Annotated in this window: 13 protein-coding genes; 8 read left to right on the forward strand and 5 right to left on the reverse strand. The window is 47.4% G+C overall.

The genetic code is table 11. The annotated features are described in order from the left end of the window. The first annotated feature begins 8 nt into the window (after positions 1–8). Positions 9–905 (forward strand): morphogenetic protein, encoded by an 897-nt coding sequence (locus OGX94_RS19810; protein ID WP_256433804.1) that lies wholly within the window; start codon positions 9–11, stop codon positions 903–905. 147 nt (positions 906–1,052) lie between these two features. Here OGX94_RS19810 and OGX94_RS19815 read toward each other — a convergent pair whose 3' ends face one another. Together OGX94_RS19815 and OGX94_RS19820 are read right to left on the reverse strand one after the other, a co-directional pair. Next, the gene (locus OGX94_RS19815; RefSeq protein ID WP_071667146.1) at positions 1,053–1,310 is read right to left on the reverse strand and encodes a hypothetical protein; all 258 of its coding nucleotides are present in this window, start codon (positions 1,308–1,310) and stop codon (positions 1,053–1,055) included. A gap of 90 nt (positions 1,311–1,400) precedes the next feature. Next, complete coding sequence (locus OGX94_RS19820) at positions 1,401–2,060, reverse strand: ParA family protein (protein WP_268056561.1); 660 nt, start codon at positions 2,058–2,060, stop codon at positions 1,401–1,403. 358 nt (positions 2,061–2,418) lie between these two features. Here OGX94_RS19820 and OGX94_RS19825 point away from each other — a divergent pair, with 358 nt between their 5' ends. Further along, complete coding sequence (locus OGX94_RS19825; protein ID WP_268056562.1) at positions 2,419–5,934, forward strand: lytic transglycosylase domain-containing protein; 3,516 nt, start codon at positions 2,419–2,421, stop codon at positions 5,932–5,934. Between the two features lie 37 nt (positions 5,935–5,971). Here OGX94_RS19825 and OGX94_RS19830 read toward each other — a convergent pair whose 3' ends face one another. After that, on the reverse strand, positions 5,972–6,658 hold the full coding sequence (locus OGX94_RS19830; RefSeq protein ID WP_256433810.1) for a hypothetical protein: 687 nt from the start codon (positions 6,656–6,658) through the stop codon (positions 5,972–5,974). Between the two features lie 288 nt (positions 6,659–6,946). Between OGX94_RS19830 and OGX94_RS19835 the strand changes: the two genes are divergently transcribed. The 6 genes from OGX94_RS19835 to OGX94_RS19860 all read left to right on the forward strand — a co-directional run bounded on the left by OGX94_RS19835 (position 6,947) and on the right by OGX94_RS19860 (position 12,903). Continuing rightward, positions 6,947–7,294 (forward strand): hypothetical protein, encoded by a 348-nt coding sequence (locus tag OGX94_RS19835; protein ID WP_181553325.1) that lies wholly within the window; start codon positions 6,947–6,949, stop codon positions 7,292–7,294. After that, the gene (locus OGX94_RS19840) at positions 7,294–8,718 is read left to right on the forward strand and encodes a baseplate J/gp47 family protein (RefSeq protein WP_268056563.1); all 1,425 of its coding nucleotides are present in this window, start codon (positions 7,294–7,296) and stop codon (positions 8,716–8,718) included. The genes OGX94_RS19835 and OGX94_RS19840 overlap by 1 nt, the downstream gene beginning before the upstream one ends. Continuing rightward, positions 8,718–9,638 carry a phage tail protein gene (locus OGX94_RS19845; RefSeq protein WP_268056564.1) on the forward strand — a complete coding sequence of 307 codons (921 nt, stop codon included), beginning with the start codon at positions 8,718–8,720 and terminating at the stop codon, positions 9,636–9,638. Before OGX94_RS19840 ends, OGX94_RS19845 begins: the two co-directional genes overlap by 1 nt. A gap of 128 nt (positions 9,639–9,766) precedes the next feature. Further along, the gene (locus tag OGX94_RS19850) at positions 9,767–10,234 is read left to right on the forward strand and encodes a phage tail protein (protein ID WP_181553322.1); all 468 of its coding nucleotides are present in this window, start codon (positions 9,767–9,769) and stop codon (positions 10,232–10,234) included. Beyond that, positions 10,234–12,360, forward strand: coding sequence for a hypothetical protein (locus OGX94_RS19855; RefSeq protein ID WP_273622603.1), 2,127 nt, complete (start codon positions 10,234–10,236; stop codon positions 12,358–12,360). The genes OGX94_RS19850 and OGX94_RS19855 overlap by 1 nt, the downstream gene beginning before the upstream one ends. A gap of 12 nt (positions 12,361–12,372) precedes the next feature. Then, positions 12,373–12,903, forward strand: a complete 531-nt coding sequence (locus OGX94_RS19860) for a tail fiber assembly protein (RefSeq protein ID WP_181553321.1) — start codon at positions 12,373–12,375, stop codon at positions 12,901–12,903. Here OGX94_RS19860 and OGX94_RS19865 read toward each other — a convergent pair. Continuing rightward, on the reverse strand, positions 12,875–13,414 hold the full coding sequence (locus tag OGX94_RS19865) for a tail fiber assembly protein (protein WP_268056571.1): 540 nt from the start codon (positions 13,412–13,414) through the stop codon (positions 12,875–12,877). The genes OGX94_RS19860 and OGX94_RS19865 overlap by 29 nt on opposite strands. 15 nt (positions 13,415–13,429) lie before the next feature. Further along, positions 13,430–14,341: a phage tail fiber protein gene (locus OGX94_RS19870; RefSeq protein WP_181553319.1), complete on the reverse strand. Its 912-nt coding sequence runs from the start codon at positions 14,339–14,341 to the stop codon at positions 13,430–13,432. Between the last annotated feature and the right edge of the window lie 111 nt (positions 14,342–14,452).

Below are 14,452 nucleotides of genomic sequence, written 5' to 3' on the forward strand. Positions count from 1 at the left end.
AGTAAAACTTGTTAATCCCTGCCTTTCCCCTACCCTCTCGCCCGCGTAAACATATCGCGTTCAGAGGGCCAACAGTTGACGATGCCATCTACTTCTGTAAATCAACCGAAGCAACGGAAGAACGTGACACCACCGAATTCCTGAACATGTTGCAGGAGAAAGAGAACCTTTCCGACTCCCGGACGTGGACGGCCAGCGACCGACGAACGGCGTTATGGTGGATATTCATTAACTCACGTGCTGATACAGTGATCGACTTCTGTTACACCTGCCAACATTGCGGCGAGGACCACTGGTATAACTGCGACGTCTTCAAACTGACTAAAGACTTGAGCGTGTTAACGACTCAGCCATACCGCGAGGTTACGATCCCTGTCGATGGAAAACCCTATGAGTGGTCGCTGTCACCTCTGGACGGTTACGCGATGGAGCGCCTTGAAATTATGCGCGCCGCCCTCCCCCCTACCAGCAAACAGGATGAATACAAACAGGCGATAACCCAGCTGCGTAAATGGGAGCTGACGTACCAAGCTAAACTCGTGTATGACCTCGAACCTGACTTTGATACGTCCGCGCAAACACGTTTCGAACTCATTGGCCAGATGTCACTCGGGACCGAATTGATGCAGCTGGCCGCCAACGTCAAAATCATGCAGCAAGAGCTGCAGCACGGTCTCTATATTCGCTTCGACAAAGGCGAATCTGACCTTGTGTTGCCACCACATGAATGTACATCAGAGAAATATAAGGAGTCAGCAGAACGCCCTACAACGCGCCTGCTGACCCGATTTCGGAATTCACTCTTCATTCCAAACCTTGGGACTGGACTCCTTGCAGACATTAGTCTCCAACCTGGCGTTATATGGCCCGCAACCGCGCAGCGATATACTGCGCATGTCAGTTGATGATGCGTTACGTTTTGCTGATGCGGTATATGCGAAGAACAACCCGAGGAAAAGATAGGAAATATAAAGGATATACTAGGGATGTATAAAGGAAATCCATAAGGCATTCAAAGGAGGTTCAATGTATGCCTTATGGATTACTTGACGTTATTCTTCAAACGCCCCGTCTCGCTCCAGCTTTTCACGAAAGGCCTCTTTCATGTAGTTGGACACGTCCAGGTTCGTTTTATTCTTCTTTACCAGCCGCGCATGAGCTTCGAAGAGTTCTTCATTGATGGCCTTAATGGTCTTCGCGCGGGTTCTGCGTTCAGGTGCTGGCGCTCCCGATTCGTTTACTTTCAGTTTGGCATCACCGCCGACGTTGTTTTTTCTGGCGGCATCAAATATAGATTTTCTCTCAGCCATTACGGATACCTCAAAGATTCTCAAAATACATCTAATGTAAATCCATTATACACACAAAGGATGCACTATGGATGTACTTAATACATCCAATCAATCAGCCATCTTTTCTTTAACTATAGCCTTCAGTTCTTTAACTAGGGCAACAACTTCCTTACCGGCGGTCGAGCTGCGACCATGTTTGATCTCGGTAATACCCAACCCAAAGGACAGGCTATCCTGAAAACCATGCTGGCCGGTACGCCACGGCAATTTGGATTCAAGCAGCTTAATGTGCTTCATGTTGGATAGCACATCGTCCAACTTAGCGAAGTTCTTCTGGTTAGGGTGAGTTTTACAAAGCAGCAGATAGGCCTGGATGTCTTTACCCATTTGCTGACTTACTTCCTCAAGCGTCTGATCGAACGTAACCAGTCCGATTTGTTCAGGAACGCTATCGTTTGCAGGGACGATAACCAGGTCGGCGACAGCAACGGCTGTACGGCTCAAATCAGAGTCAAAACCACCGCAGTCGATAAAGACATCTTTACCTTCGCCGTCGAACTGCTCCAGTAGTTGCAGCAGTTCCTCTTTGCTCTTAACGACCGTAACAGACCATTTTTTATCGTCTGGCCGTAGGGTATTGATAACAGAAATGCCGGTATGAATATCGAGGTCCAATACTTCATCAGCCCCTAGCTCGCCGAGGATATGCACCGAGCTGGTGGTCTTACCCGCGCCGCCTTTGTTATGGGCTATAGCGTAAATTGCCATTATCACACTCGCTTTATTAGTTAATTTCCCATGTACATACTACATAAATCCATAATGCGTACAATAGGTATCCAACGTGTTTTTAATGGATATCCATGGTAAATCCCTAATACATCCCACATAAAACCGTTATAACAGAAAAGATAATCGGATTACGTCCGTTCAAAGCAGTCAATATCACAGCCTCCATAAGATACACAAAGGATGTATAAAGGATTGCCTTTGTATACCTAAAGGAAAGCCACAAGAAACACTTCGGATATCTCAAAGAGCTGTATCACCGACAAGCCAATGTGACTGGTTGGGATGTAACTTTCAATACACTCCGTGGGTAAACAAACCCCAAACCGGAGGCAGTATGAACGGGGATAAGCCAGAGATACCCGGCTTTAAAGAAGTAATCGATTCTGTTGATGGTGCCAGCTCTAAGGAGTTGGCCGTACTCGCACGCATAGAGAAAAGCCTGTCCGAGGGGCTGGCGAAGAATGGGGGCAATACCGCAGCACAAGCGCCAGATACGAATACTCCACGAAGTGTTGTATTGAACCAGCAGAGAAAAGCTCAGCAAGATGAGGCAAGGCGCAAAAAATGGAAAACCCAACCAAATGACAACCATAAGAAAGACATAAATCAAAAGAACCAGACAACTGAGGACAGGACTCAAAAAGATAAACAAAAAACAACCATAAACCAACCAATAACCAACCAAAAAACAGGAAGAACAACAAAAAGCAACAGAGCAACCAAAGAGCAATCAGATAACAACCATTCGACAAACTTAAAACAGGATGGTGAGAACGCGCTGAAATTATTACGTTCTCCGGTACGCCAGGAAGCGACACGCGACCAAAAAGGGCGATTTACCTCCAAAGACAAAGTAGATGACGATAAGGAGGCGCGCAGCCGCCAACGCCGAGAACAGGCTCAAGAAGAAAATGACCGAAAAGAAAACGCTCTTTTAACCCGGGTAGGGAAAATGATGTCCGAACTGGGTGATCCCATGGAAGCGGACTCGACAAATGCGGCAGGGACGGCTGCAGGCGGATCATTCTGGAAAGCCGGTCATGAAGTCTACTCAATGGCTAAAAATGTCGGCGGCGGGACTCTCGATACCGGGAAAAAGATGAAGGACTTTCTCACGGGCGAGGGGGAAGACGACGAAGAGCAGAAGAAACCAGGCATTTTGCGCCGGGCATTCTCAAGAAAAGAAAAGGACGGCAGTAAAAATGTCATAGAACGCCAGGTCCAAAAACAGCAGGTCGACGCAACCGAAAAGCAGACTGAGCAGATTAAGGAAGGCAATAAAGAAATTATTGATCGTCTTGACGAGCTGGTAGATAAGCAGGGCAGCGGCAATGGTAGTAAGGGTATTTGGGGCACGATGGGAGCCTTGTTCGGCAAGGCATTCATTAAGCCAATCAAGACAGTTGGAAAACTACTCGGTGCGGTTATAACTGCGCCATTCATAGTAGCGGCCGCCGTCATGAAATCGGCGTTTACGTTGGGTAAAAAAATCCTTCTTGAAGTCATTGCGCTGGCATCCAGGAGCCGTGCAACAGGCGCACTGTCTGATGTTGCAGACGGCAGTTTGCCCGATGGTAACGGTCGTCACAGCAAGAAAAAGAAACCCCGTGCGCCAAAGAAACCGAAGAAGCCTGGTTTACTAAATAAATTATTTAGAAATAAGGGTGTACAGATAGCAACTGGTGTAACAGCCACTGCAGCGACCGGCTATGCAGCTTCAGAGGCAATGGACCACCTTAATGCTGCAGAGAATAGTGAAGGCAAAGAAGCCCAAAAGAAAACTACCGAGAATAAAGTAGCGAAGGAAGAACCAGTACGGGCCAAACAGGCAGAAAATACGGTAGCGAAAGAGGCCTCTACAGCAGCCAAATCAGAAAAGGTTGCTAGCAAAGAGGCCACGGCAATAGCGAAAGAAGGCACAAGCAAGGCGGTTGAAAAGGGCGCGTTAAAGGCTGCGGAAGAGGGCGGCGAGAAATTAGCGGTTAAGGCTGGTACCAAAGTAGCAGCGAAAGCAGCGGGTAAAGTTGCGCTCAGGTCTATCCCCATATTGGGACCAATAGTTGGAGCTGGTATTGATGCTGTTTCCGGTTGGCGAGATACGGAAGGTCAGCAAAATACATTCGGCCTGGAATCAGATCAGAAGGTATCTGCACGTCAAAAAACTGAGTATACAGCTGCCAATATCCTGGATATGGGAGGACTTGTATCCGGTGCGGCAGGACTGTTGTCATCCGGCGCCAGTGCGATCGGTTTGGACGGTGTAGCCAAAGCACTGGACTTTGACACCTCAGATATCGCCAAACTGATTGATAAAGGGGTAGGGGATTCAATCTCTGCGGTTAAGTCAGTCACTGATGCTATAGGGATAACTAATTCCGATAAAAATGCCGATGAGCGCAACAAAACCCTCGTTGAAACAGTTAAGAAGGGGGCATCAGACACCATCGATGCTATTAACCGGCTGGTGGACAACGGAGTTTCAGCTACTCGCCAGATATTCACAGGTAAACCGAATAACGGGCCGGTTACTGTGGGCGATATTAAAGTCCCACGACCAACGTCGACCGGCAAGATGCAGTTGGATACTATGGCTGGCAAGTTCGCCGCTCTCGAACAGCAGCACGGATTGCCTCCAGGATTGTTAAGAGCAGTAGCGACAACTGAATCAGGCGGAGATAACGGAGCTGTTTCGCATGCTGGCGCTAAAGGCATGTTCCAGTTTATGCCAAAAACCGCGGCAGAATATGGCCTGATTGGTGAAGATGTTTACGATCCTGATAAGTCCGCCGCAGCAGCAGCTAAAAAACTCAGCGGCCTGGTTAAGCTTTATAACGGAGATGTTGGCCTGGCGCTTTCTGCCTACAACTGGGGCGAAGGTAATATCCAGCGTAAGGGCATGGGGGCAGCACCAAAGGAAACACGCGAGTACGCACCTAAAGTATTTGCAGCGATGCAGGCGGCTGGCGCGGCTGTACCATCCACAGCGATTAACTATGCTCAGGCGACTGGCGCCAACGATAACACTGTAGCTTCAGCTACAACTGATCACACACAGCAAGCACCGGCTCAACAGGTTCAGTCCGTTGCTTCCACCGGGAATAATCCTCTATTTACCCCCAGTAAGTTACCTACAGACGAAGAAGGAGCAAAATCACTTATCGGCGATACGACGATTGGAGCCGTCGTAGATAAGCTTGGTGGAGATCTGATTCGTAATGCTGAGGGCAACCGTCACCAGGTTTCCGCAGCCGATATTCTTGCGCTGCAAAGTGGCCAAACACCACAGAGTCAGCAAAAAGTTCAGGAGGCAAAAGAAGCCACAGCGCAGGCCACTGCCGTAGCCACTGGCTCAATGTTCTTCCGGGCAAAACTCCCTACAGATAGTCAGTCGCTAAAAGATATCCCTGGCGGTGAGTTAATAGGGAAGATCATCAGTGAGTATGGCGGGGATAAAATTGCTAATGCAGAGGGATTGCGTCACCAAGCATCAGCATCTGAAATTCAGGATATGCAATTAGGCATTGCACCTGCTAAAGCGACACAATCCAAACAGAACGTGCAACCGGCAGCGTTGGCCATACCGTCAAAAATTCCGTCTGTTAAGGATATGACAGCAAGCCAGATGAAATCGACGGTAAATGTCGCTAACGAAGTGGCATTGCCAAAATCGCTAACGAATACCTGGGACAAGATCCTCAAACGCCTGGATGAAATCGCTGGCCATACTAAAGATACGGCCGAGAAAACAGGCGATAGCTCACCTAAAGCCAACACTCCACAGCCAGCCCCAAGAACGAGCGTTCCGTTATCTATCGAGGACCCACTGATAAACGAAGTCGCTAACAACTAGCACCGGCACCAATAAAAAAGGCCCTGTTGGGCCTTTTTTATTCTTCATCGTCTTCTAACTTAAATGGACGATGTGACAAAATCACTTTACTAATAACCGCACGACGATGCTTATGTACTTCCGGATCATTGCCCCAAGCATACTGATCCCATTTTTCATAAAATTCGTCCATGCTGGCAACCTTATAGAGCGGCCACCCCAAATCATTTAACGAGCCATGAGTTCCGTCTGCAATGAATACGTTGTAGTCAGACTGAATAGCCCATGTCAGCATTACCTGCCAAAAACGTCGGCCCGCGCCAGTTTGCTCTTCATCAGATACAACAATGTCGTGCTCACTAAGCAAAAACTCAAAGAACCGCTGAGGCAAACCACGAACAGCTTGATCATGCCGCGGATCAGGCGTTCTCCATACCATGATCTGAGAGCATGAACGATGTGGGTGTGCAAATTCAGTATGAAATTTAATTTCTACTGCATAGACAGTGATACTTTCGCCATCCCCGTTCTTTGCAATCAATCGGTACTGATCATAATTCTTAGCTTTTAAGAAGGTGTATCCATCAGGCACAACGTAACCGGGCAGAACAAACGGCTCTGTCCCCTTATCCAAAAAATCTTGGGTATGGACTACATTTCGTCCAATAACCAGCAATTTTTTGTTGAAGTCAGCATCATTAATTAGTAACGGCATCGGTCTTTCTAGTTCTGTCCTTATGCGCATCGTGCCCTCCTGTTACCTTGATGGATGGAGTCCCGATTTGGTACACGTGGAGTTAATACCTTAAAAACATATAGCTAAGAATACCAGAAAGATATCAGCTCTTGCAAAAATGGGGCAACTTTCCAGAATGAAAGCCCTTTTAGCTAAAAAATGAAGGGCAAATCTCCCCATTGCGCCCTCTAAATGCCCTCGGCCGCACAATCCAAAAGTAACTATCAATACAATCACCCCAGGATTAGGTTGGCTCAGGTCAACTCAGGCAATTCAATTTACCGATCAGGGTAAGCAATGAATAACGAAATCGACTACCTGATGACGCTCACGTCAACAGGCCTACGGACATACGACACCCCGCTCGAAGCAAAGGCAGCCATGCTGAAAGAATGGATCGATACCCCAATGGGCTCCATTTATGGCCTTCCAGGATGGGGAAACATACTTTCTGAGTTTAAGCATGATCCCATCGGTTCAGACCATGTTCAGGTGGCGATAGAGAGCAAACTTCTTCAAAAGCTGGCCGAAGACTTACCCTCGCTCAAGATCAACGGTATTTCACTTACCGGCCAGGAATTCGACCTTGCCGTTATCTCTATTCGCCTTCCCGAGGGAACTATCAGCTCCGGAGTATCAAATTAATGGCAACACTCGATCTCTCGTCAATCAAAGATAAGCTCAACAAACTCATCGCGGGGAACAGCTGGTGGTCTCAGTTCGCCGGTTCTCAGTTCGTCAACATGCTGGCCACGCTGATCTGGCAAATGGTATATCGCTGCCTGCAATTCGCTTCCGCATCGTTAGCTGAGGGGTTCATCTCAACGGCAACAAAGCGAGCCAGCATCCTGGCAGCTTCAGAAGACAGAAACTATGTTGGTACGCGAGTAACTCCCAGTAAGGGAAGGGCACTAATCGCTAACACCTCGACACAAGCAATGTCGTTGCCACAGTACACAACTTTTTTATCCGATGACCAATACCCGTATATGACTGATGATGTCGTTACTGTACCTGTAGGCGGTACAGCGACGGTCGGTCTGACTCAAATGGAGATTATCGAAGTCATTACGACGGTTACCGAAGAAAAGGCGTTTTACCATGTGTTACTCAGCCGCGCGCTGACTGAAGTCTGTTACAAACTGGACGTTCTAATCACTATCGACGGCGTAGAAACTCAGTGGACCAAAAGCACTCAATTCCGCATGGCCACATCGACAAGTAAAGTCTATGTCGAGTTCTACAAACCAACAGATCAGCTCGGTGTACGCTTCGGTGATGGCACGATTGGCATGATTTTACCCGTTGGCGCGACGATAAAACTGAAAGTCTGGTGCAGCAATGGCGATATAACCCTGCTGGCCAACCAGGACCTTACCCCATCAAACGAACATGCTTTCCTTGCTGATTTCATCACGGCGAAAACGGAGACTTCTATTACCGGCGGTACCGATGTTGAGTCGATTGAAGCGACTCGCAACAGGGCGATGTATTACCTGTCCTATGACAACCAGGTATGTTGGTCCGAAGACTACACGTATTATCTGAAGCGAAATCTGCCAGCCACTACCTGGTTAGCGGCCTGGGGCGAGGAACAGCAGGAAAAAATAGCGGGAAAGATGGATCTTAAGTTCATCAACCGGATCTTCATTTCAGGCTGGTTCCCGGGGAAAACCCAGGCGGAGCTCCGCGAACTGATAATGACAGCACTGAAGAATGTGCCAAACCCGCTTAACAAGCGCTATGTCTACGTCGAAGCCGCAGAGAAACCATTTACCATCACGCTATCTGGCACCATACCAAGCAACCTGACATTAAGCGTCGTGATTTCTGAGCTCAAAAAGGCTCTGGAGACGCGTTTCGGCAAAGACTCAAAATACTTCGACCCCGACGACATAGGCAGCTACGAGGTGATCAAAGTGAAGGATCTTTGGTCCTTCATCGACCAGCAAGGCTTTTTCTCGAAGTTCGAGATCGAGGTAAACGGTATGCAGGAATCCAATGGGTTCAACGATTTCGTTTACCTCGATGTCGAAAACTCTACTTTCCCGGTGCCGGAGGATAACTGATGAAACCCGGTTGGTTCAGAAACCAGCTTACGCCCTCTAAGCGAGTATCTGAGATGTACGGCAGCCTTGCTGACATCATCCAGGATATCTTCGAAGAGGCTGTAGAGCCCATTCTCTCCCGGATATCAGCCCGAAAATCCTTTTTCACTATGGCTGATGAAGACCTTGATACCCGTATAGGGGAAATGGGGAAGTTTTTCACGATCCGAGTATCTGATGCCTCCAGTAAACCCATGTTACTGCAGCAGCGGCTGGACGAAATCCACTTTAAGGGCACAGCGCAACCAATAACCCAGACGTTCTATCGCGAATTCAATGGGATTCCCGTTACCTGGCAACCGTTGTTCGCGCCGGTAGACGTTGAGAAATATCCTTATGGCTCACAGCTCATAGCTGAAAATGACCTGAATTCGATTGGTGAATCGTTCGGTGAGTTATTTATGACGAGCCGTGGCGTGATCAGCGTGTCGATCGTCGACCTGCAGAAGCTAATCCTGATACTGGGAGAAGCTAAAACAACCGAAGAGCTTACCGAGATAGCTCTAAACAAATTTAAGCAAGTGGTTAAACCGCTGTTGCCATTACATATCGTTTTCGATGGCATGCAGCTGATGCTGAAACTGCATATCGATGAAACTCCGGATATTGGCTGGCATGCCTATTCAACGTCCGAGATGGTTTATTCCAGTCAGGATCTCGCTGACATACCTGTATTGGTCAGTGTAGGTACAGAAATGGCACCGCTGGTGGCTGAACCTACTTCAACCGTACCTGGAGGAATCAGACGCTTCGATCACACCCGCCATGACGGCGCTGTACTCGATACGCTTTATCACCTCGATTTTGAGGCTCCGGCTCCTAATATCGTTGCCAAGCTTCGTGATCGCGAGGACATAGGCAGCCATAAACACCTCGAATAGGGCAGGGAAGAAAGAAAAACAGCATCCAGGCTAAATGTAACTTTCAGTAGACTCGCATTAAGAATCAACATGCCCCTACGCGCCGCTTGCACTACGCGCCGGGGCCTTAATGAGGAAGCTGGATCTGAATGAATGTTTCTGACCAACTATCAAAGGTCAAACTGCTGGATTATTACTACCAACGCCGCGCAGAGTCGTCTATTGGCATCGGCGATCGCTTCGAGCTGACTTCAGCTATTTTTGGCACTTCAGACCTCGTTACGAGTAATCCTTCAGGGATATATGACATTGCTGATATCCCGGCAGACTTTGATCTATCCGACCTCACTTCCCAGGTGGCCACTTCAACTAAAGAAGGCGATCCAGGCGGTAACTCCAACAAGAAATTCCTCACGTCATATGACTCGGGAATCATAACGCTGCGCGCAGAGCTGGACTCTTCAAAACTGGAGGCAAACGTCAGCTATCCCTTTAACACCCTGGTAGTCTGCGACAACTTAGGTAAAGCATGTCTTGTTTTGTGTTGCCAACAGGACAGCCTTTACCTCGGTAAATCATATGTCACGGTCACCGAAATCAATACGATGGTGAGCTAATGGCTGCTGATGTTGTAGTTTCTTCTATCAAGTCGTTCCCAGATGCAACAAGTCTGGCGCTCGTTAGTGATCTTCAGTTCAATGAGCCGTATAGCTCAGCGGCCCTAAACCGAAAATTTAGAGGTATAGTCAACACCGGCTTTTATGGCGGTTTCTTACCGTCACCGGCTGGTGGCCTAAATTTAAAAATTTCATCGGGAGAAGAGGGCGGTACCGCATCGATTGACATCGATAAGTATTACCAGCTTACCGTTCGCCAGCAAGCTGATGTGACTTTGCCGGTAACTGCCGGGAAAAAGGTCATAGTAGTACTTGAAGCAACCTATGCTTTGGGGCAAGAAACATATCAAGTTAACTGTAAATCCGCAGTTCAGGCAGTTGAAATTAAGTTTCTGGAAGAAGGGACAGCGCTTCGTCAGAATCAGTTAGAACTATGCACGGTGACCGTACCAGCAGGCGCTACAGAGCTCACTGAAGAGATGATCGATGTATCGCGCCGTCGAAATCAGACTGTTGGTATCACGTTAAGTAGCGAGATAGACAGCGATGCCGATCATATTGCGGCATCATCTCACGCGGTAAAAAAAGCAGTAAAAGCAGCTCGTGACGAAACAGAAAAACAGATTGAAGAACTGGTAGATAATGCGCCAGCGAGTCTCGATACGTTGAAGAAAATTGCGGATGCAATTAACAACGATCCTGATTTCTTCAACACTCTAAACGCGGTCTTGGCGCTGAAGGCTCCACTGAATGATCCTGCATTTACAGGAATTGTCACAGTACCTACGCCACCATTAAGCGTAATCAACCAGCAGGTTGCTAATACCGAATTTGTTCACGCAGCCGTTGCAGCGTTAGTTGGTTCATCTCCTGAAGCCCTGGACACCCTGGCTGAGTTAGCGCAGGCATTAGGCAATGATCCCAACTTTGCCACCACGATGCTTAATGCTTTATCAGGTAAGCAGCCATTAAATCAGATTTTAACATCTCTCTCTGGTCTAAATTCTGCAGCTAATAAGCTGGCATTCTTTAACGGCCCCAATAGCATGGCGTTGGCAAATTTAACTGCCGTCGGTCGTGTCTTGATTGGTCAAGAGACTGTAGCGAAGGTTCTCGAATACCTTGGTTTAGTAGAAACCATAAATCGCGCTGCCGGATCACTGCAAAAAGAGCAGAATCTGAATGACGTCACGGACAAAGCGAAAGCTCGTAAAGCCCTACAACTTGGTTCTGCAGCAACACTCGATGCTACAACTGCGGTAAATGATTGTACTCTTGGTCGTGCACTGAAAGTTGGCGATTTTGGCCTGGGCGCTCAGACTTTCGGTGTTATACCGGATAGCCATCCGGTTAGCGAAAGAGCCGCATACGGCGTGAATTTTTCCCGTGTGTTTAAATCCACCGACGTCCCGAGGGCTGATACTTATTATAATTTGCTCATGGTACCGGAAACGTTAAATGGGACGTTTGCAGCTCTGGCCATGAGTGAGAACACGACACCGTTTTATAGGGCGTATGGCGTTGGTTCAAACAAATCAATACATTGGGCAAAGATTTACGACGAGCTAAACAAACCTACTGCGACAGATGTAGGGGCACTGCCAATAACAGGCGGTACTTTACGCGGAGCGCTGCACTTTTTATTCCAGGATGCAAGGCCCAACGCTAACTGCATGATAGCCAACGATGACGCCAGTGGAATTCTGTCCTGTGCGTACGGTTATTATCAGGACAGATTTGATATTCATTTTTATGATGAAAAAGGTGCGTGGGCATCGAATCCCTTAGTTATCAGGCGCGATGGGAATACAACTATTAATGGGGATGTAGCCGCGCACGGTATCTATGATTATGGTCAACGTGTTTATTCACCCAACAACCCGCCGCCAGCCACAGATTTATCGGCTTACGCCACGCAACAATGGGTATTACAGAACTTCGTCCAGAATATCGACCTGACAGCACCTGCTGAAGTTGGGTTCTGGGACGGACGTGGTTATATGCGCCCAACTGATGGCGCGGCTATGTATAACTTTAATATGGTTGGAGGTAGCAGCAATGTTGGTAATTTTATTATTCGTTACATGCGAAAACAGGTTAATAATACATGGTATGTCATTAACTAAAAGGAAATAAAAATGCAAAGTTTTGGTAAATTCATTCCTTACATTCCCGAAACCACAAACAGGCCAAAAATTATAGATGGTCAGAATGTTATGTTTTTGCAGGATGATAAAGGTAATGACTGGTATGACGTAATTGAGTTATTTGATGAGTCAAATACGCTGAAAATTGGCTATGACGATGATGGTTGTGTGAGAACGTTCACGACAAATATTCACGCGTTTTTTCCGGTTAATCTGAACGTTGTCGAGCTTCCGGCCACGAAAGCTAATTTGCGTGTTACGTTGGGTGACGACTGGTTTTATAAAGACGGGAAATTGCAGCAAATCCGCAATCACCTGGCGAACGCAGAAGCTGAACGCGCCCGCCGCATGGCTGAAGCTACAGCGCGTATTGACTGGCTGGACGCGGCACAAAAAGACGGCGATATCTCAGGCGAGGAAGAAACGGAACTGGCAGCGCTCCGGGCTTATCGTACCTCGCTACGCCACCTTGACTTAACTACAGCACCAGATGTTAAGTGGCCTGAATATCCGGTGGCATAGGCCATTCAGGTTTTGTTGTATCAACACGCATAACCCTCACCCTATATTTTTTCCATTCTGACAGAGCGGCGGTTTCTTCTGCCGTCGCCATTCCTTCATCGACAGCATCTTGCAGAGGTGCAATAGATACAGCAGCGTTAGATAGTAGCTCCGTTTTCTTGGCTTCAGCCTTCACGCGCAATTCATCTTGCGAATATTTGCGGGGTTTAATTTCACCATCAGTAAATATCCAGCCACCAGATATATCTACATTTTTATTTTTGATGTTAACCTCGACTTCAGCAACACTAAGGTCACGCGGGTTAATACTCGAAACATCCTTGCTGATACAACGAATTATACCTTCACTATCATACGCAATTTTTAGTGTATCAGGTAAGAAATCAGCCTGAGATTTGTACCAATCCCTTCCATCATCTGAAATGTAAAACTCAACATTATGTTCTTTGATGAGATACAGGCTGTTTTCATCGTCTGGTATGTATTTTTTTAGGTTTTTAATGTGCTGCATTTTGTTTTCTACCTTTTATTCAGTGACATTATACCAATTGTTGTTAATCTGCTTTTGAGCATATCTGACAAGCAAAGAACCAACGTTCGAACTTCCTCCAACCATAGAAATAGCGGTCGCAAATGCTGCATCATTAGCTGAATAGCCCCATCCGTCACGAAACTCACGAACTACGGCGGCACTGACACGGATATTCTGGACAAAGTTCTGCAATACCCATTCCTGCGTTGCGTAATTACCTCTCGGCTGATATCGGCCATCAAAGTTTTCATAACTGGCAGGATATATTTTACCCCCGCATTGCCAGTTCCCGTTTTCATCAAGATAAGCTTGCCCATCAGTTCCATTTTCTGAACGGGATTTATTTATCATGTAAATGCCGAACTGATGATTACCCAGCCCACCAAGGATAAAATGTCTGTCCGGGTGTTCCTGCCTGACAATTGCTGATGCGCCGTCTTTGTCCACAGGTGCAACGCTGGAAAAACAAGTCTGCTCGCGCATGTAAATCCAGCTCCCCGTTGAGCCAAATACCTGCGCACCACCAGGAACAATCCTCATCACCTGACGACTATTGGAATAAGCATCAAGAACGCCATCACCGTTCTGTTTAAAACCGGTGTCGTTGTCGCCCAAAGCAATTGAGTTACCGCCGAGGGCGTTCGTTGTTCCAATTCCCAGGCTCCCATTAATAACAGCGCCAACGAGAACATTCAAAAGACCCAATTTAAGCGTCATAAGGTCTTTGGTTGTATTACCTGAAACAGTACGCCATTTGAAATACTCGTCCCCATTATCACCTGTTTCAAACCACATATAAGAATCAGCGTCTGAATCCGATTCATTTTTGAACCCGATCTTCGCAAAATCAGTGTTTCTAACCCAGGCAAGGATAGAGTCATTATCAAATGTCAGACCACCAGTCATGTGATCGCCTGATTTTTGCACTGCCCCTGCCGCGCGATTTATGGTTTCTACTAAACCAACGTTTTAGCTCCCTGGAGGCGTAGGCCATTCAGGTTTTGAGGTATCGATCCG

It is taken from the genome of Citrobacter sp. Cpo037 (assembly GCF_030332945.1).
Classification (GTDB): domain Bacteria; phylum Pseudomonadota; class Gammaproteobacteria; order Enterobacterales; family Enterobacteriaceae; genus Citrobacter; species Citrobacter portucalensis.